Raw genomic sequence first — 19165 nt, 5'->3', positions numbered from 1 at the left:
AAGTGGTCGCACGGTAATTTTGCGATCGAGCCAGGCGTTGAGTAAAAAGTTAATTCTTTTTATTCAACGCTTTTTGTTTTACACTTAACAACTATTTGGTATAATAGTACGAAAACAGTTGATGTCGGGAGAATGAATTTTGAACAACACGATAAAGAGCATCATAAAAAAGAACTCGGTTTTAACTATCGATTGTGGCACCAGAGGACTCCGAGGAATTCTTTTTGACGAGCAGGGCAATGAGCTGGCAAAAAGCGAAGAATTATTTACGGGTTATTATTCAAAGCATTTTCAATGGAAGGAAGCTTCACCAGAAATGTTCTGGGAGGCTCTGGTTAAGGTTGTTTGTGAGCTGAAGGTTAAACAGCCGGATTTGTTCCTTACGATTCGAGGCATGACGGTGTCCTGTCAGCGTGATGTCATTACCGTGGTAGATGAACGCGGAAAACCCCTGCGTGATTTTATCAGTTGGCTGGATCGCCGGGAATTGACTGAACCACTGCCCTATCCCTGGCCCTACGACCTGCTTTTTAAAACGATTGGTTTTAGTGGTTATGCAAAATCATTCAGTAGAACTGCCCATGTTAATTGGATTAAGGTTTCGGAGCCGGACATCTGGGCCAAAACCCACAAGGTTGTTTTTCTTTCGACCTATTTTTTGACCCGCTTAACCGGAAACATCGCCGACAGCCGTTCTAATACCGCCGGACATCTGCCTTTTGATACGAAAAAGAAGCAGTGGTGCGGCAAGTATGATGTTAAAAGTCAGATTCTTCAAATGGAACCGGAAAAATGTTACGAACTCACCGACTCCTGTGAAGTGATTGGAAAGCTGACAGCTGAAGCGGCCGAAATCACAGGCTTACCGGTGGGTTTGCCAATTATAGCTTCGGGAACGGATAAAGGTTGTGAGACACTGGGCGTTGGTGCACTGACCCCGGATATTGCCAGCATTTCACTCGGAACTCAAGCTACGGTAGAGATTACCACTAAAAAATACGTGGAGCTCTATCCTTTTTATCCCGCTTTTGCGGCGGTTGAGAATGACTGCTATAATCCGGAAGTTACCATCTATCATGGATTTTGGATGGTGGACTGGTACACGAAAGAATTTCTTGATCAGACTGATCCCAAAGATATCCATGAGATCCTGGAAGGCTATCTGGAAGCGACCCCACCGGGAGCGGATGGCCTGATTCATCAGCCCTACTGGGGGCGGGAAGCTTTTCGGCCGGAAGCGCGGGGGACCTTTATGGGATTTAGTGAAGGACATGATAAACGCCATCTTTACCGGGCCATTATCGAAGGCCTGGGATATGCCTTGTTAGAAGGACTAAAACTGATTGAAAGAAAGACAAAGGTACCAATTCAGGCCGTTGGTCTGTCTGGCGGGGGCTCTCGCAGTGATGGTGTGGCTCAGATCATGGCAGATGTTTTAAACCGCCCGGTTTATCGGGTGCAGACCTTTGAAACCACCGGATTAGGTGCTGCTATTGCCACCTTTGTGGGCTTAAACCATTATCCGGATATCAAAACCGCCAGTAAGGCGATGATTCGAAAATCACAGATTTTTGAACCCAATCCGAAAAATGTAATAAAATATACAGAAATTTATAATAGACTATACAAGCAATTATATCGTCGGGTAAAACCCTTATATCAATCGTATGAAAAAATAAGATAAGATCACAACCGACATGTTAGAGAAGAGGTCATAAAATAAAATGAAGAACAATTACAAAATGGGTATCGATATCGGCTCCACGACCATTAAAGTGGTGGTTATTGACGGCAAAAACGAAATCATCTATGAAGAGTATCGGCGTCATTTATCAAACATCAAGGTTACTATTGTTAACCTGTTAAAAGAAACCTATCAAAAGTTGGGGGATTTGGAGACACGGGTTTGTGTCACCGGATCCGGCGGACTGATGATTTCCCAGTGGTTGGGAATTCCCTTTGTTCAGGAGGTCGTGGCCAGCACGCTGGCGGTAGACCGGGTTATTCCCAAGACCGAGGTTGCCATTGAGTTAGGCGGCGAAGATGCCAAGATCACCTTTTTTACCGGAACCATCGAACAGCGGATGAACGGTACCTGTGCCGGGGGAACCGGTGCTTTTGTGGATCAGATGGCAACGCTTCTAAAAACCGATGCCGAGGGACTCAACGAATTGTCCAAAACCCACACGATGATTTATCCGATCGCATCACGATGCGGTGTTTTTTCCAAAACGGATATCCAGCCGCTAATTAATGAAGGGGCAGAGAAAGCGGATATCGCGGCTTCAATTTTTCAGGCGGTGGTTAATCAGACTATCAGCGGATTGGCCTGCGGACATCCGATCCGCGGGAACGTAGCTTTTCTAGGGGGACCCCTTTATTTCCTGTCGGAATTGCGACAGCGCTTTATCGAAACCCTGAAACTCACAAAAGAACAGATTATTTTTCCCGAAAAATCCAATCTCTTTGTCGCCATCGGGGCCGCCTATTCGGCTGAAAAAGAAGAAAAAATGCATTTGAAAGAGCTGGTTACGGCCGTTGAAAACCTGGATGCAGTTTCAGAAAATGAAGTCGGTCGGCTGGAACCGCTGTTTAAAAATCGGGAAGAGCTTACGCAATTTCGGCAACGTCATGATAAAAATCAGGTCGTCAAAAAAGCGCTAAAAGACCATCACGGGTGCTGCTTTTTAGGGATCGATGTCGGTTCGACCACTACCAAGGCCGTTGTGATCGATGGTGATGGTGCATTACTGTACAGTTACTATGGTGGCAACGAGGGGAGTCCACTGGCTCAATCGATTAAAATTATCAAAGAAATCTACGGATTGCTGCCGGCGGATGTTACGATTGGTAACTCGACGGTTACCGGCTATGGTGAAAGTTTGATCAAAAAAGCATTAAAAATTGACATCGGCGAAATTGAAACCATTGCCCACTATAAGGGTGCAAAATATTTTTGTCCTGAGGTCGATTTTATCCTCGACATCGGCGGCCAGGATATGAAGTGCATGAAGATTAAAAACGGTACCATCGACAGTATTATTCTCAATGAAGCTTGCTCCTCGGGTTGCGGTTCGTTTCTGGAGACCTTTGCTAAATCATTGGATCTTGATATGCAGGCCTTTGTCGAAGCTGCGTTGATGGCGGAAAAGCCAGTCGATCTGGGGACCCGCTGTACTGTTTTTATGAATTCCAAGGTTAAACAGTCCCAGAAAGAAGGCGCCGAAGTGGGGGATATCTCTGCAGGTCTGTCTTATTCGGTCATCAAGAACGCTTTGCAGAAGGTTATCAAAATTCATAATCCCAAAGAACTGGGCGAACATATCATCGTTCAGGGGGGAACCTTTAACAATCAAGCGGTACTGCGGACCTTTGAAAAAATAACCGAAAAAGAAGTGATTCGCCCGGATATTGCGGGCTTGATGGGGGCCTTTGGAGCAGCTCTGATTGCCCGGGAAAATTATCGCCCAGGCGAACGCAGCAATCTTTTAGGTTTAGCAGCGCTGGACGATTTTGCGGTGGAAGTCGGTCACAAACGCTGCGGCGGTTGCAGTAACAATTGTCTGCTGACGATTAATCGCTTTAACGACGGCAGCCGACACATCACCGGAAACCGGTGCGAGATTGGTGAAGGTAATGTCAAAAAAAATGCTGATCTACCGAATCTCTATCAATATAAGTATCAGCGGATTTTTGATTATCCCGCGTTGCCGGAAGCAGAAGCACCGCGCGGTAATATCGGTATCCCCCGGGTTTTAAATCTCTATGAAAATTACCCCTTCTGGCATACTTTTTTTACCCAACTGGGTTACCGGGTGGTACTATCTCCGGAATCCAATCGTAAAATTTACGAAAAAGGGATGGAGAGCATTCCGTCTGAGTCGGTCTGCTATCCGGCCAAATTGGCTCATGGTCATATTCAGGCACTGCTGGATCAGGGTGTCAGTCTGATTTTTTATCCCTGTATTCCCTATGAGGAAAAAGAATTTGATGATGTTGATAACTGGTACAATTGTCCCATTGTCATGTCGTATCCCGAAACCATTAAACACAATCAGGATGATGTGCAAAAAGAAGGTATTACTTTCTTAAATCCGTTTTTGCCCTTTGATAATGATTTACGGTTGGAAGAACGATTAGCCGAAATTTTTGGCGCCTTTGGTATCACTCGTCAAGAAATTACTGCGGCCATGAAAGCTGCCATTGCGCAAAAAGACGCTTTCCGGCGGGATATGGAGAAAAAAGGGGAAGAAACCATTGCATATCTAAAAGAAACCGGGCAAAAGGGAATTGTTCTGGCTGGTCGGCCCTATCACATTGACCCCGAAGTCAATCATGGTCTGGATCATATCATTACCGGCCTGGACATGGCTGTACTTACCGAAGACGCCATTGCTCATCTCTATCATCCCAAAGAAGAGCAGCGCTTCCGAGTCCTGGATCAATGGAAGTATCACAGCCGTTTATATAAGGCGGCGGAGGTGGTTAATCAGCATGATTTTCTGGAGCTGGTACAGTTGACTTCCTTTGGCTGCGGATTGGATGCGGTGACCTCGGAGCAGACGCAGGAAATCCTGGAAAGTCACGGCAATATTTATACCCTGATTAAAATTGACGAGGTCAACAATCTCGGTGCCATCCGGATTCGAATGCGATCCCTTAAAGCAGCAATGATCGAGCGGGAGAAAAATAATATTGTCGTGGACCCAACCCTGATGAACCAACGGGTGATTTTTACTAAAGCGATGAAAAAGAAGCATACGCTGCTGGCTCCTCAGATGTCACCGATCCATTTTGACTTTCTGGAAGAGGCAATGGAAAAATATGGTTATCACATCGAGGTCATGCCCAGCGTTGATAATGCGGCCATTGACGAAGGGTTAACCTATGTCAATAATGACGCTTGCTATCCCACCATTATTACGACGGGTCAGATTATGGCAGCACTGAAATCAGGAAAATACGATCTTGATAATGTCTCCGTATTAATGACTCAGACCGGCGGACCCTGCCGTGCCTCCAACTATGTGGCGTTTATCAGAAAAGCGCTGGAATCGGCCGGTATGTCGCAAATTCCGGTTATTTCACTGAGTGCCATTGGTTTGGAGAAGAATCCCGGGTTTAAGCTCAGTCTACCGCTGTTAGCGCGGCTGCTGGTGGGGATTGTTTATGGTGATCTGCTGCAACGGGTGGTCAGCGGTACAAGGCCTTATGAACTGCACCCCGGATCCACTGAAGAATTGTATCAATCTTGGCGCAAAAAAATAAAAGCCAGTTTAAAAAATGGCAAACTTCGTGATTTCAAAGAAAATGTTCGGGCGATTGTCAACGAATTTGATGCCCTGCCCCGAACGGATAAAAAACGGCCAAAGGTTGCCATCGTTGGAGAAATCCTGGTTAAATACCATCCCACGGCCAATAATAACCTCCAGTTAGTCTTAGAAGCAGAAGGTGCCGAGGTGGTTATGCCGGACCTGATGGATTTCTTTCTATATTGCGCTTACAATCAGGTCTTTAAATACGAAGAACTCTCAGGTAAACGAAAATCCATGAAACGTGCCAAACTGCTGATTAAATTTTTGGAGTTTTCCCGAAAAAACATGAAGCTTGCCCTGGATGCCAGCACCCACTTCCATGCCCCATCCACCATTGAGAAAAAGGCGGGTAAAGCCCAGGAACTGATTTCCCTTGGTAATCAGGGTGGGGAAGGTTGGTTCTTAACCGCCGAAATGATGGAGTTGATCGAAGATGGGGTAGAGAATATTGTTTGTGTTCAACCCTTTGCCTGCCTGCCCAACCACGTGATGGGAAAAGGGATGATCAAACCGATCCGCCAAAAATATCCGCGCGCAAATATTGCCCCCATCGACTACGACCCGGGAGCAAGTGAAGTCAATCAGCTAAACCGCATCAAACTGATGATGGAAACCGCCAAACGAAATCTGGATCGGAAAAACTAAGAAACTGGCTAGTTTGGTTTGACAAAAATTGTAGAAATAGAACTAACGTAGTACCGACAATTGTTACATCATGTTGTACGCATCGGAGCGGACACGGCGGAGCCAGTCCGATTCTGCGCGAAGGCAACGAGCCAATCACAAGCTTGCTTGTAGTTGGCGACTGCCCGCGACCAATGCGAAAGGAGCAAAGCGGATTTCGCATGGCGCGGCGAACAACAGATTAACAATTGGTCGGTACGGGAGTTCATCGACATCCTGAGACTGGCTTGACAGCCGGTCTTAATTTTTTGCAAAAAAAAAGAACCGATTCAGAAGAAACAGCTCGTTTTCCTAAATGAAAAAGGGGAGTAATTCATTTAGAGATAAAGGATTATATGTGATAATTTAATTATATGGAGTTCAAACAAAGAATACAATCATTATTTTTCCTATAACGTTTTCAGGATTTTGTAAAAGTTTACAATTTAATCTAAAATTTACAAAATAGAATTCCAGGATATGGTATAATCTCGTTAAACTAAAAACACAAGGAGTTATAATGAAAAAAATACTGATAATTGAAGATGAGTTGAATATATATGAACTGATCAAATTTAATCTGGTAACCCATGGATTTGAAGTGGATGGCGTCCAGGACGGTGCATTGGCCATTGAAAAAATACTAGATGTCCTGCCGGACCTGATTATTCTGGATCTGATGCTGCCGGGGAAAGATGGCATTAGTATTTGCCGGGAAATCCGGGCCAATAGTATCATCTCCTATATACCGATTATAATGCTTACCGCCAAAAGCGAAGAATTTGATAAGGTTCTGGGACTGGAAATCGGCGCCGATGATTATATCACCAAGCCCTTTGGAGTCAAAGAACTCTGTGCTCGGGTTAAAGCCGTTTTAAGGCGGACCGAGATCCTTTTGTCAAAAGAGGATGAAGCTATTTTTGTTGGCGACTTACATATTGAGCCAAAGGCATTTGAAGTCTACCAAAATGGCGAAAAACTGGCGCTTACCTTAAAAGAATATGAATTACTGGTGTTCTTAGCGAAGCATCGGGGACAGGTACTGACCCGGGATCAATTGCTCGATCAGATCTGGGGATTTGACTACTATGGAGAGACCCGAACAGTGGATGTCCATATTCGTTATTTAAGAAAAAAAATTGAGGAACAATCAGAGGATGGCAAAAAATATATCGAAACCGTTCGCGGGGTTGGGTATCGTTTTATTGAGAAATAGGAGCGTGCTATGAAGAAACGGCTGTCCATTTCGCTGACAATTATTATTGTTGTTAGTATTACGATCTGTGGATTATTTACCACCATCAGCTATCGGCAGAGTTACTATGCCGATACAGAGAACAATATAAAGAAGAGTAGTAACTATATTATGAATTATATGCTGCCGGACTTTTTGGAAACTGGAAATAAAAAGAGTTTTGATGATTTTTCCCAAAGCACCAATGTGCGAATGACGATTATCAATCCCCAGGGAGAGGTCACTTATGAGTCTTTGCAAGGGGTTGGTGATCTAGAGAATCATAAAAATCGTCCTGAAATTATTGGTGCCCTAAAAGGTGTTGAAACAACGGAGGTTCGTTTTTCGAATACCTTTAAAGATGAAATGATTTATGTGGCGACCCCATATTTTGGTGAGACGCAGTCAGTTGGGGCAGTGCTACGGATTTCCATGCCGGTGAATGCCATGGATGATGCCATGTTTGAAATGATCAATAATATTATTTTTGTGATATTAACGACAATTCTGGCCACCACCTTGTTGATTAATTATTTTATCAATCGGGAGCTAAAACCCTTAGAAGATGCATCTGCATTTGCCAGAGCAATTGCCTCAGGAAAATATGGCCAACAACTGACCATGATCAGGGAAGACCAAATCGGCGAACTGGTGGAATCCCTTAATCAGATGTCCGTCCAATTGAATAATTCGTTTACCGAAATGAACCAGAAGAATGCCGAACTCACTGCTATTTTGTCCAACATGAACCATGGCGTCATTGCCATTGATAAAAAAAATCACATCGTTCATTTAAATGAAGCGGCTCGCATGGTCTTGCGGATTCCGATGAAGGAAGTGGTGATTGGAAAAAATATTCTGGAAGTCTATCGGGAAACCTTTATCCTGGAACTGATGAATTATCTTGAAAATGACGCCTGTGAGAAAACCACGTTTGAATCGCGGATTCATTCCGATCAGGTTTTACGGATCTATATTAATCAGATTGAAGAGAATAATAATATTAACGGCCATATTATTATTTTTGAGGACATTACACTGCTGAAAAATCTGGAAAAAATGCGTCGGGATTTTGTTGCCAATGTTTCCCACGAATTAAAAACGCCGATTACCACCATTAAAGGTTTTATTGAAACCATTCAGGAGAATCACATTACCGAGCCCAAGACCCTGGAGCGATTTTATGCCATTATCTACGAGGAGAGCGATCGCCTCAGCCGATTGGTTAGTGATATCCTGGCCTTGTCGCAGTTGGAAAACAAGGGGGGCTTTGATAAAAGATATGAAACGATACAGTTGGATACGGAAATAATGCAGATTTTTGATATTTTAAAACTCAGTGCCGAAGCAAAAAATACAACGCTTGTATTAACCAGTAAAGAATCGATTAAACTCGAGTTTGTCGCGGATGAATTCAGACAGATGATGATCAATCTCATTGATAATGCCATTAAATACTCAGAACCTGGAAATCAGGTGGAAGTTGACTTATCTGAAGAAGATCATAACATCATCATCCGGGTTCGAGATCATGGCTATGGGATTCCGGAAAAGGATGTCAATCGTATTTTCGAGCGGTTTTATCGGGTTGATAAGAGTCGTTCCAAGGAAAAAGGCGGCACCGGTTTAGGTCTGGCCATTGTCAAGCACACGGTTCAGAATAATTGTGGAAAAATAACCGTCAACAGCCAGGTTGGAAAAGGAACAGAGTTTATGATTCAACTGCCAAAAAATAAAGAATAGCGAAGGTTACAAATTACCGCAGCGTATGATGTAACAATTGTCGGTACTGCTTTATTGCTTAAAAAAATAGCCGGTCAGGTTTGACCGGCTATTTTTTTTAAGGTCGGTTCAGTTTTGAGAAGATGGTGGTTTTACTAAGTAGGCGCATCAGTTCACGGGCGGTGATGCCGATAAAAAGTCCAGTGGGGATGGCCAGCAACATCAGGAACAGAAAATAGAGGAGCAGGCTGGTAGTTTGGACAACAATGGCAGCAACAATGACCTGACCCAGATTATGTGAGATGGCCCCAAAAACACTAATTAGGATAATTGATCCTCTATCTTTAAAATAGTACAGCAGTAGACTCATCACCAGCAGGCTCAACAAGCCACCGCCGAGACTGTAGACAATCGAAAAGCCACCACCAAACAGAAAGCCGGATAAAAGAATCCGGGCAATTACGACCAGTAGAGTCAACGGCCAACCCAAAGTCAACAAGGAAACAAGGGTAATAATATTAGGCAGGCCGATTTTTGCCCCGGGAATGGGTAACGGCAATGGGATCAAACTTTCAACATAACTGAGAATTAAGGCCATCGCCACATAAAGACTCAGAATAACCAATCGGTACGCCTTAGAATGCATCAGGATTCACCAGTGATGACTTCCACCACCAGTTTGTGGGGCAGACACACGATGGTCTCGCCGGGGTTGGAGATGGGATGGGTCTTAACACAAATATGATCGGGACAGTCAGCCTCAATTATTTTGGCAGTTCCCCCGGAAATTTCAAGGGTATTTGAACCGCTTGCATCGGTAAAGGTTTCGGTATGATCTTCAGAGAGCGGAAAAACAGCAACCACTTCGCCCTGGCGAGAGACCCGAACCGAAAGTGGTTTATCGGTTGCGGCGAAAAAATAAAAAGCGGCTATGCCAATTAAACTGACAGCAAGTAAGCCGATGATAATAACAAATTCGTTTTTTTTCATGGAGACCTCTTTTAATATTAATTAAGAACGCTCTTATTTTATCTGAAAAATAGCCGCTGGTAAAGACTTTAGCATTTTTTTATGCTTTTTTTCAGAGACTTTGGTATAATATCATTATTTATTAAGATATTGGAGCAACGAATGAATCAAATGAGCATAAAAAAAACATTGAAACGAGGTATCCTATTTGCCAGCGTGGCAATAGCAACCTTTTTTTTAATGCAGTATTTAACCGGCTGTGAACAAGGTAAAACGGTAACTCGAAGTGACTTCCTATTGGATACTTTTGTCAGCATCACTTTATATGGCGAATCCGATGAAAGCTTATTGGCTCAACCTTTTGAACGGATTGAAGCCTTAAACACGACTTTAACAGCTTTTGAAACGGGCAGTGATCTGGGCTTGATAAAGGAAAATGCCGGCATTCAACCAGTTGTGGTTTCCGATGACACCTACCGGATCATTGAAAAAAGTATTGAATATTCAAAAAGTTCCGGTGGTTATTTCGATGTGACGATCGGTCCGTTAGTAGATCTCTGGGGGATTCACTACCCGGAAACGAAGGAAGCCCCAGCGCTGGAAGCGATCAATGCGGCGAAGGCAAAAACGGATTATACTAAAATTATTTTGAATCCCGCCGATCAGTCGGTTTATTTAACCGATGCGGGGATGGCAGTGAACCTGGGAGCCATCGCCAAAGGGTATATCGCCGATGAGGTGATGGCCGTTCTCAAAAAAGAAGGGGTCGAGCATGCCATCGTATTTCTTGGCGGAAATGTGCTGGTGATGGGTGGAAAAGCCGATAATTCCGATTTTGGGGTTGGGGTTGAAGATCCCCGAAATCCGGGCAATGGATACCTCGGGGTCTTATCCCTAAAAGATGGCTCGGTGGTGACTTCGGGGGATTATCAACGCTATTTTGTAGACGCAGCCGGAAAAAAATATCATCATATTTTAGATCCGTTTACCGGCTATCCGGCGGATTCAGGGCTTATTCAGGTAACCGTGGTGGCGAAAGCATCAGTGGATGCCGACAGTTTGTCGACGACCCTGTTTTTATTGGGGCTTGATGAAGGTTTGAAAAAGGTTGAAGCACTGCCCGATGTGGAAGCTATTTTTATTACCAATGAAAATAAGATCGTTGTCACCAGTGGCTTAAACGATGCGTTTGTATTTGATGAAGAAAACTATGGCGATACCTACACCCTGGAAAGACGTTAATTATTGTGTGTTTCTAACTTATCAGGTATGATAGATTAGAGTTTGGATGGGATTAAAAAAAGAATGAAAAAGAAGGAATAAAATGCAAGATAGTGAGCGAGTAAAAAATTACGATGAAGAAGCGATCCGACTGCGGCGTGAACTCCATCAAATACCGGAAGAGGGGTTTGATTTAGCAAAAACCCAGGCTTATCTTATCAATTATCTAGTGGACCTGGGCTATCAGCCGGAAAAAGTGTGTGAGACCGGTCTGATTCTCTATATAAAAGGACAATGTGACGATGATGCCATTGCCTTTCGAGCTGATATGGATGCCCTTTGCATTCGGGAAGAAGCCGATCACGACTATGTTTCCTGTCATCCTGGATGGATGCATGCCTGCGGGCATGACGGACATATGACGATGAATTTGCTATTGGCAAAATATCTGGCCGATTTTCCCGATCAACGAAAAAGAAGTGTGCTGTTAATTTTTCAGCCGGGTGAAGAAGGGCCAGGCGGAGCGAAACCGATGATCGAGGCCGGAATCTTTGAAAAATATCCGGTTAAAGCGATCTTTGGTTATCATCTGTTTCCTTTTATTGAAGAAGGTATGCTGGCAACAAAGGCGGGGCCGATGATGGCGCAGAACAGTGAATTCTTTATAACGGTTCGTGGCATCAGCGGACATGCTGCGCAGCCGCAGCGGTCAATGGACGCGATCGTCGCAAGTGCTTCATTGATCACCTGTCTCCAGAGTATTGTCAGTCGAAATACCAATCCGATGGAGAGTGTGGTTATCTCAATTGGGTTGCTAAATGGTGGAACGCGCGTGAACGTTGTGGCCGATGAGGTCAAGCTTGGGGGAACCATCCGTTCATTTAGCAATAAAAGTCACGAGAAACTACATCGTCGGATTGAGGAAGTCGTAAAAGGGGTTGAATTAACCCATGGCTGTAATATTGAGCTGGAATTCATCGAAATGTATCCGCCAGTTATTAATAATGAACGATTATATGAGATTTATAAAGAACTGGTCCCGAGGGAAAACAGGGTTCCTTTTCGAAAAGTTATGTTGTCGGAGGATTTTTCTTATTTTCAGAGCGCAGTTCCGGGATTGTACATCGGGTTGGGAACCGGTAATGAAAAAAAAGGTTATAATAAAAACCTGCATACTTCAGATTTCAATTTTGATGAGACGGTTTTGTTAAAGGGAATGGAAGCATCACTTAAATTGATAAACTATTCAAAAAATTATTAAAACAGGAGAGTTAATATGTACGAAGAATTTGCACAGGTTTATGATGAATTGATGAAAGAAATAGATTATTCTAAATGGTCTGACTATGTACAGCGTTTATTTTTTAATAGCAAGCGTGAAATTAAAACTGTTTTGGAGTTTGGATGCGGAACGGGGAATATTACCTGCAATCTGGCCCAAATGGGGTTAAAAATGACGGCGGTGGATTTATCCGAAGCGATGCTAACGGTGGCAGATGAAAAAGCGGATCGGATGGGACTCAAAAATATTCAGTTTTATTTAGGCGATATGAGTAATTTTCAAATTAATCAAACTTTTGATGCCGTGATTTCCTGTTGTGACAGTGTCAACTATCTGCCTGATCTAGAAGCCCTGCAGCGCTTTTTCCTGAGTAGTTATGAATGTTTGGAAAGTGAAGGACTTTTGTTGTTTGATGTTAACACCGTCACTAAATATAAAAAGACCATTATGGATAATACCTATATCTATGATTTAGATGATATCTTTTGTGTTTGGGAAAATGAACCGCATTTTGCCGAAAATGCGATGCACTTCAATCTAACATTTTTTGAGAAGAACAAGAATGACACTTATAATCGTCATGAGGAGACCCAGATTCAATATTTCTATACCATTGAAGATATCCATCGGTGTTTGACAACGATTGGTTTTAAAAATATGAAGTATTATGATTTCGGAACCTTCCTGCAAGGCAGTAATGAAGGTGAACGAATTCAGGTTATTGCCGAAAAAAAATAAAAGCTAAAAATATAATAAAATAGTTGACAATTAGTTTTTACAGCCGTATAATAACACTTGTATCTCAACTGATGGTCGCATAGCTCAGCTGGGAGAGCACCTGCCTTACAAGCAGGGGGTCACAGGTTCGAGCCCTGTTGCGACCACCATTTTTTTTACAAGCGGCCTGGTAGTTCAGTTGGTTAGAATGCCAGCCTGTCACGCTGGAGGTCGAGAGTTCGAGTCTCTTCCAGGTCGCCATAAATTTTTAAGCAGAGAACCAAAAATGAATAGCAATTCATAGCTACCCCAAGGTTAATGGTCATCCAATTATTGGGTAATTAACCACGGCGTAGTAAAGTCATGTAACGGACTTTAAACGTTTAACATGGTTGTTTTATTAATTCTTTACATGCCCAAATAGCTCAGTCGGTAGAGCAGAGGACTGAAAATCCTCGTGTCGGTGGTTCAATTCCGCCTTTGGGCACCACCATCAGCGGAAGTGGCTCAGTGGTAGAGCATCGCCTTGCCAAGGCGAGGGTCGCGAGTTCAAATCTCGTCTTCCGCTCCAACTTAATAGGGCGCCATAGCCAAGTGGTAAGGCATGGGTCTGCAACACCCTCACCCCCAGTTCAAGTCTGGGTGGCGCCTCCAAAATAAAAAAAGCAAAATCAAAAAAAACTTTGTAAAACAGCTTGACAACACAGGAAAACGACGATATAATACAAAAGCTTCTTCGGTGGGGAATGATTAAAAATCACCTGAGATGCAGCGGTCATAGAAAAGAGAATAGTACCATAAAACCTGTAAAACAGCCAAAACATCCGCAAGGATGAAGGCGGCTAAAATAGAAACAGAGAGATGTACTCTTTAAAACATTAACTCGGCAGAGGATAAAGTGCACTCGGTAGAGTATAAAACACAGTTATTCATGAGACAGCATTTAAAGCCTAACGGCTTTAAATACAAACTTTTATTGAGAGTTTGATCCTGGCTCAGGACGAACGCTGGCGGTATGCTTAACACATGCAAGTCGAACGAGACAAAAGAGAAGTGCTTGCACGGATCTTTTAGAAAGTGGCGAACGGGTGAGTAACGCGTGGGTAACCTACCCTATGGAAAGGAATAGCCTCGGGAAACTGGGAGTAATGCCTTATAAGATATATTTGTCGCATGGCAGATGTATTAAACGCTCCGGTGCCATAGGATGGACCCGCGTCCCATTAGCTAGTTGGTGAGATAACAGCTCACCAAGGCGACGATGGGTAACCGGTCTGAGAGGGCGAACGGTCACACTGGAACTGAGACACGGTCCAGACTCCTACGGGAGGCAGCAGTGGGGAATATTGCGCAATGGGGGAAACCCTGACGCAGCAATACCGCGTGAGTGAAGAAGGTTTTCGGATCGTAAAGCTCTGTTATTGGGGAAGAAAAAAAGACGGTACCCAAGAAGAAAGTCCCGGCTAACTACGTGCCAGCAGCCGCGGTAATACGTAGGGGACAAGCGTTGTCCGGATTTACTGGGCGTAAAGGGCACGCAGGCGGTTTTTTAAGTCAGATGTGAAAGGTACCGGCTCAACCGGTGACATGCATTTGAAACTGAAAGACTTGAGTATTGGAGAGGCAAGTGGAATTCCTAGTGTAGCGGTGAAATGCGTAGATATTAGGAGGAACACCGGTGGCGAAGGCGGCTTGCTGGACAAATACTGACGCTGAGGTGCGAAAGCGTGGGGAGCAAACAGGATTAGATACCCTGGTAGTCCACGCCGTAAACGATGAGTGCTAGGTGTTGGGGAGACTCAGTGCCGCAGCTAACGCAATAAGCACTCCGCCTGGGGAGTACGACCGCAAGGTTGAAACTCAAAGGAATTGACGGGGACCCGCACAAGCAGCGGAGCATGTGGTTTAATTCGAAGCAACGCGAAGAACCTTACCAGGTCTTGACATCCTCTGACMAYCYRAGAGATYRGRCTTTYCCTTCGGGRACAGAGAGACAGGTGGTGCATGGTTGTCGTCAGCTCGTGTCGTGAGATGTTGGGTTAAGTCCCGCAACGAGCGCAACCCCTGTGGTTAGTTGCCATCATTTAGTTGGGCACTCTAAGCAGACTGCCGTGGATAACACGGAGGAAGGTGGGGACGACGTCAAATCATCATGCCCCTTATGACCTGGGCTACACACGTGCTACAATGGTCTGAACAGAGGGCTGCGAAACCGCGAGGTGAAGCTAATCCCTTAAAACAGATCTCAGTTCGGATTGCAGGCTGCAACTCGCCTGCATGAAGTTGGAGTTGCTAGTAATCGCAGATCAGAATGCTGCGGTGAATGCGTTCCCGGGTCTTGTACACACCGCCCGTCACACCACGAGAGTTGGCAACACCCGAAGTCAGTGAGGTAACCGTAAGGAACCAGCTGCCGAAGGTGGGGTCAGTAATTGGGGTGAAGTCGTAACAAGGTAGCCGTATCGGAAGGTGCGGCTGGATCACCTCCTTTCTAGGGAATACAGGAAGTCATGGTACTATTTTCTTTTGTATGACCATTTGGTTATACAAGACASAAGCAATCAGCATAAACTTAATACGTTTTAATGTTGGGGGGGTGTAGCTCAGTTGGGAGAGCACCTGCCTTGCAAGCAGGGGGTCAGGAGTTCAAGTCTCCTCATCTCCACCAATTTTTAAAACAAACGCATGGGCTTGTAGCTCAGGTGGTTAGAGCGCACGCCTGATAAGCGTGAGGTCGGAGGTTCAAGTCCTCCCAAGCCCACCATAACAAACTGAACGCAAGTTCATAAAACAAAAGGATCGTATTTTTCATCAGAATTCCTTATTTATTTAAGGAAGAATTTTGTCGAAAAATGCGTTAGTATTTGTACCAGTCACACGCTAATGCTTAGTGACTTGCCAAATTTCATCAAATTTGGACAAATACGTCGATCATTGAAAACAGCATAGTGTATAAATAAAATTTTGAAATACAATTTCTTAACACGAAAACGTAATTTTAGGATCGTATTTTTCGCCAATATTCCTTATTCAGTTAAGGAAGAATTTTGCCGAAAAATGCGTTAGTTTTTACATCAGTCACACGCTAACGCTTAGTGACTTACCAAATTTTAACAAATTTGGGTAAAAACGTYAGGATCAAGAAGAAAAGAGCACAGGGTGAATGCCTTGGCAATCAGAGCCGAAGAAGGACGCGACAAGCTGCGAAAAGCTACGTGTAGGTGCACATAACCGATAAAGCGTAGATATCCGAATGGGGAAACCCGGCTGGTAGAAGACCAGTCACTGTGACGTGAATACATAGCGTTATGGAGGGAACCTGGGGAACTGAAACATCTTAGTACCCAGAGGAAAAGAAAGAAACATCGATTCCTTTAGTAGCGGCGAGCGAACGAGGAAGAGCCCTGATTACATCAAGGCTGTATTATTAGTTGAACGACATGGGAAGGTCGGACGCAGAGGGTGAGATCCCCGTAGACGAAAATAGTATGGACGGGTAATCGACGAGTACCACGGGACACGTGTAACCCTGTGGGAAGATGGGGGGCCCACCCCCCAAGGCTAAATACTACTGATTGACCGATAGCGGAAAGTACCGTGAGGGAAAGGTGAAAAGAACCCCGGAAGGGGAGTGAAATAGAAACTGAAACCCTGTGCTTACAAGCAGCAGGAGCTAACGTGACTGCGTGCTTTTTGTAGAACGGGCCAACGAGTTACGGTATGTAGCAAGGTTAAGTACTTCAGGTACGGAGCCGTAGGGAAACCGAGTCTGAATAGGGCGACTAGTTGCATGCTGTAGACCCGAAACCGTGTGATCTATCCATGACCAGGATGAAGCTTGGGTAAAACCAAGTGGAGGTCCGAACCAGTGTCTGTTGAAAAAGGCTTGGATGAGTTGTGGATAGGGGTGAAATTCCAATCGAACACGGAGATAGCTGGTTCTCCCCGAAATAGCTTTAGGGCTAGCGTTGTAGAGAGAGTGATGGAGGTAGAGCACTGAATAGGCTAGGGGKCGTAAAGMTTACTGAACCTTATCAAACTCCGAATGCCATVCACTTATATACGGCAGTCAGACTGTGTGAGATAAGTCTCATAGTCAAAAGGGAAACAGCCCAGACCATCCGCTAAGGTCCCCAAGTCCAGATTAAGTGGGAAAGGATGTGCAACTGCACAAACAACCAGGATGTTGGCTTAGAAGCAGCCACACATTTAAAGAGTGCGTAATAGCTCACTGGTCGAGTGGTTGTGCGCCGAAGATGAACGGGGCTAAAATCTGGCACCGAAGCGATGGATTATGGTACTACCATAGTGGTAGGGGAGCAATGTCTTGAGGGCGAAGCGAAACTGTAAGGTTTGGTGGACACAAGACAAGAGAGAATGTTGGCATGAGTAGCGAAAGTGAAGTGAGAATCTTCACCATCGAAAGCCCAAGGTTTCCTGAGGAAGGTTCGTCCGCTCAGGGTAAGTCGGGGCCTAAGCCGAGGCGAGCAGCGTAGGCGATGGACAACAGGTTGAAATTCCTGTACCACCTTTAATTGTTTGAGAGATGGAGTGACACAGAAGGATAAGCGAACCCAGCGGTTGGAAAAGCTGGGCCAAGCGTCAAGGCTGAGTAGGGAGGCAAATCCCCTTACTCATAAGGCCAAGGCGTGACGGGGAACGAAAAATAAGTAGGGAAGTCGCTGATTTCACGCTGTCAAGAAAAGCTTCTATTGAGAGAGAAGGTGCCCGTACCGTAAACCGACACAGGTAGGCGAGGAGAGAATCCTAAGATGAGCGGGAGAAGTGTTGTTAAGGAACTCGGCAAAATGACTCCGTAACTTCGGGAGAAGGAGTGCCCCCTTATGGGGGCCGCAGAGAAGAGGCTCAAGCGACTGTTTAGCAAAAACATAGGTCTCTGCTAAATCGAAAGATGATGTATAGGGGCTGACGCCTGCCCGGTGCTGGAAGGTTAAGAGGAGTGCTTAGCGCAAGCGAAGGTGCAAATTTAAGCCCCAGTAAACGGCGGCCGTAACTATAACGGTCCTAAGGTAGCGAAATTCCTTGTCAGGTAAGTTCTGACCCGCACGAAAGGCGTAACGATTTGAGCGCTGTCTCGACAACACACCCGGTGAAATTGTAGTACTCGTGAAGATGCGAGTTACCCGCGACAGGACGGAAAGACCCCGTAGAGCTTTACTGCAATCTGGCATTGAGTTTTGATCGTGCACGTACAGGATAGGTGGGAGACAAAGAATTTGGGACGCTAGTTTCGAAGGAGTTGCCCTTGGGATACCACCCTTGTACGATTGGAATTCTAACGAGTGGCCGTAATCCGGTCATCGGACAGTGTCAGACGGGCAGTTTGACTGGGGCGGTCGCCTCCTAAAAAGTATCGGAGGCGCCCAAAGTTACCTTCAGGATGGTTGGAAACCATCTCTTAGAGTGCAAAGGCAAAAAGGTGATTGACTGCGAGAGAGACATCTCGAGCAGAGACGAAAGTCGGGCTTAGTGATCCGGTGGTTCCGAGTGGAAGGGCCATCGCTCAACGGATAAAAGCTACCTCGGGGATAACAGGCTTATCTCCCCCAAGAGTCCACATCGACGGGGAGGTTTGGCACCTCGATGTCGGCTCGTCTCATCCTGGGGCTGAAGCAGGTCCCAAGGGTTGGGCTGTTCGCCCATTAAAGAGGCACGCGAGCTGGGTTCAGAACGTCGTGAGACAGTTCGGTCCCTATCCGTCGTGGGCGTTAGATATTTGAGAAGAGCTGTTCCTAGTACGAGAGGACCGGAACGGACAAACCACTGGTGCACCAGTTGTTCCGCCAGGAGCATAGCTGGGTAGCTAAGTTTGGAAAGGATAAGTGCTGAAGGCATCTAAGCACGAAGCCCCCTTCAAGATAAGATATCTCACCGAAAGGTTAAGGTCCCTGATAGACGATCAGGTAGATAGGCTGGATGTGGAAGTATGGCAACATATGGAGCTGACCAGTACTAATCGACCGAGGTCTTGATCCAAGATTTTATACACTGTGCTGTTTCCAGTGATCGTTACGATCACCG

The 19165-nt window shown here is 45.0% G+C and carries 9 protein-coding genes, 7 tRNA genes and 2 rRNA genes; 16 read left to right on the top strand and 2 right to left on the bottom strand.

Translation table 11 applies throughout. The features are described from left to right. Window positions 1–139 precede the first annotated feature (139 nt). The 4 genes from DOZ58_RS06535 to DOZ58_RS06520 all read left to right on the top strand — a co-directional run bounded on the left by DOZ58_RS06535 (window position 140) and on the right by DOZ58_RS06520 (window position 8955). A complete protein-coding gene (locus DOZ58_RS06535; protein ID WP_242988624.1) occupies window positions 140–1684 on the top strand; it encodes an FGGY-family carbohydrate kinase in 1545 nt (514 codons plus the stop codon). Between the two features lie 40 nt (window positions 1685–1724). Continuing rightward, window positions 1725–5960: a 2-hydroxyacyl-CoA dehydratase gene (locus DOZ58_RS06530; RefSeq protein ID WP_111887572.1), complete on the top strand. Its 4236-nt coding sequence runs from the start codon at window positions 1725–1727 to the stop codon at window positions 5958–5960. 538 nt (window positions 5961–6498) lie between these two features. Next, on the top strand, window positions 6499–7194 hold the full coding sequence (locus DOZ58_RS06525) for a winged helix-turn-helix domain-containing protein (protein WP_111887571.1): 696 nt from the start codon (window positions 6499–6501) through the stop codon (window positions 7192–7194). A gap of 9 nt (window positions 7195–7203) precedes the next feature. Beyond that, the gene (locus DOZ58_RS06520) at window positions 7204–8955 is read left to right on the top strand and encodes an ATP-binding protein (protein ID WP_111887570.1); all 1752 of its coding nucleotides are present in this window, start codon (window positions 7204–7206) and stop codon (window positions 8953–8955) included. A gap of 97 nt (window positions 8956–9052) precedes the next feature. Here the strand turns inward: DOZ58_RS06520 and DOZ58_RS06515 are convergent, their stop codons facing one another. Together DOZ58_RS06515 and DOZ58_RS06510 are read right to left on the bottom strand one after the other, a co-directional pair. Continuing rightward, a complete protein-coding gene (locus DOZ58_RS06515; protein WP_111887569.1) occupies window positions 9053–9580 on the bottom strand; it encodes a Gx transporter family protein in 528 nt (175 codons plus the stop codon). Further along, window positions 9580–9924, bottom strand: coding sequence for a NusG domain II-containing protein (locus DOZ58_RS06510; protein ID WP_111887568.1), 345 nt, complete (start codon window positions 9922–9924; stop codon window positions 9580–9582). The genes DOZ58_RS06515 and DOZ58_RS06510 overlap by 1 nt, the downstream gene beginning before the upstream one ends. A 141-nt stretch (window positions 9925–10065) precedes the next feature. Between DOZ58_RS06510 and DOZ58_RS06505 the strand changes: the two genes are divergently transcribed. The 12 genes from DOZ58_RS06505 (at window position 10066) to DOZ58_RS06450 (ending at window position 19120) form a co-directional block, all read left to right on the top strand. Then, window positions 10066–11145, top strand: coding sequence for an FAD:protein FMN transferase (locus tag DOZ58_RS06505; protein ID WP_111887567.1), 1080 nt, complete (start codon window positions 10066–10068; stop codon window positions 11143–11145). An 82-nt stretch (window positions 11146–11227) separates the two neighbouring features. Beyond that, window positions 11228–12385, top strand: coding sequence for a M20 family metallopeptidase (locus tag DOZ58_RS06500; protein ID WP_111887566.1), 1158 nt, complete (start codon window positions 11228–11230; stop codon window positions 12383–12385). Window positions 12386–12400: 15 nt separating this feature from the next. Then, window positions 12401–13144 carry a class I SAM-dependent methyltransferase gene (locus tag DOZ58_RS06495; protein ID WP_111887565.1) on the top strand — a complete coding sequence of 248 codons (744 nt, stop codon included), beginning with the start codon at window positions 12401–12403 and terminating at the stop codon, window positions 13142–13144. Between the two features lie 73 nt (window positions 13145–13217). Then, window positions 13218–13293, top strand: a tRNA-Val gene (locus DOZ58_RS06490). A 14-nt stretch (window positions 13294–13307) separates the two neighbouring features. Then, window positions 13308–13384 (top strand) — tRNA-Asp (locus tag DOZ58_RS06485). Between the two features lie 153 nt (window positions 13385–13537). Then, a tRNA-Phe gene (locus tag DOZ58_RS06480) sits at window positions 13538–13613 on the top strand. Between the two features lie 6 nt (window positions 13614–13619). Next, window positions 13620–13694 (top strand) — tRNA-Gly (locus DOZ58_RS06475). A gap of 9 nt (window positions 13695–13703) precedes the next feature. Then, window positions 13704–13777, top strand: a tRNA-Cys gene (locus tag DOZ58_RS06470). A 318-nt stretch (window positions 13778–14095) separates the two neighbouring features. After that, window positions 14096–15614 (top strand): 16S ribosomal RNA (locus tag DOZ58_RS06465). Between the two features lie 101 nt (window positions 15615–15715). Continuing rightward, a tRNA-Ala gene (locus tag DOZ58_RS06460) sits at window positions 15716–15791 on the top strand. A gap of 19 nt (window positions 15792–15810) precedes the next feature. After that, window positions 15811–15887, top strand: a tRNA-Ile gene (locus DOZ58_RS06455). Window positions 15888–16259: 372 nt separating this feature from the next. Further along, a 23S ribosomal RNA gene (locus DOZ58_RS06450) occupies window positions 16260–19120 on the top strand. The 16S and 23S rRNA genes sit together here with 7 tRNA genes alongside, the layout of an rRNA operon. The last annotated feature ends 45 nt before the right edge of the window (window positions 19121–19165 follow it).

It is taken from the genome of Acetobacterium sp. KB-1, assembly GCF_003260995.1.
GTDB classification, from domain to species: domain Bacteria; phylum Bacillota; class Clostridia; order Eubacteriales; family Eubacteriaceae; genus Acetobacterium; species Acetobacterium carbinolicum.
This window is presented reverse-complemented; position numbering and strand designations above follow the sequence as displayed.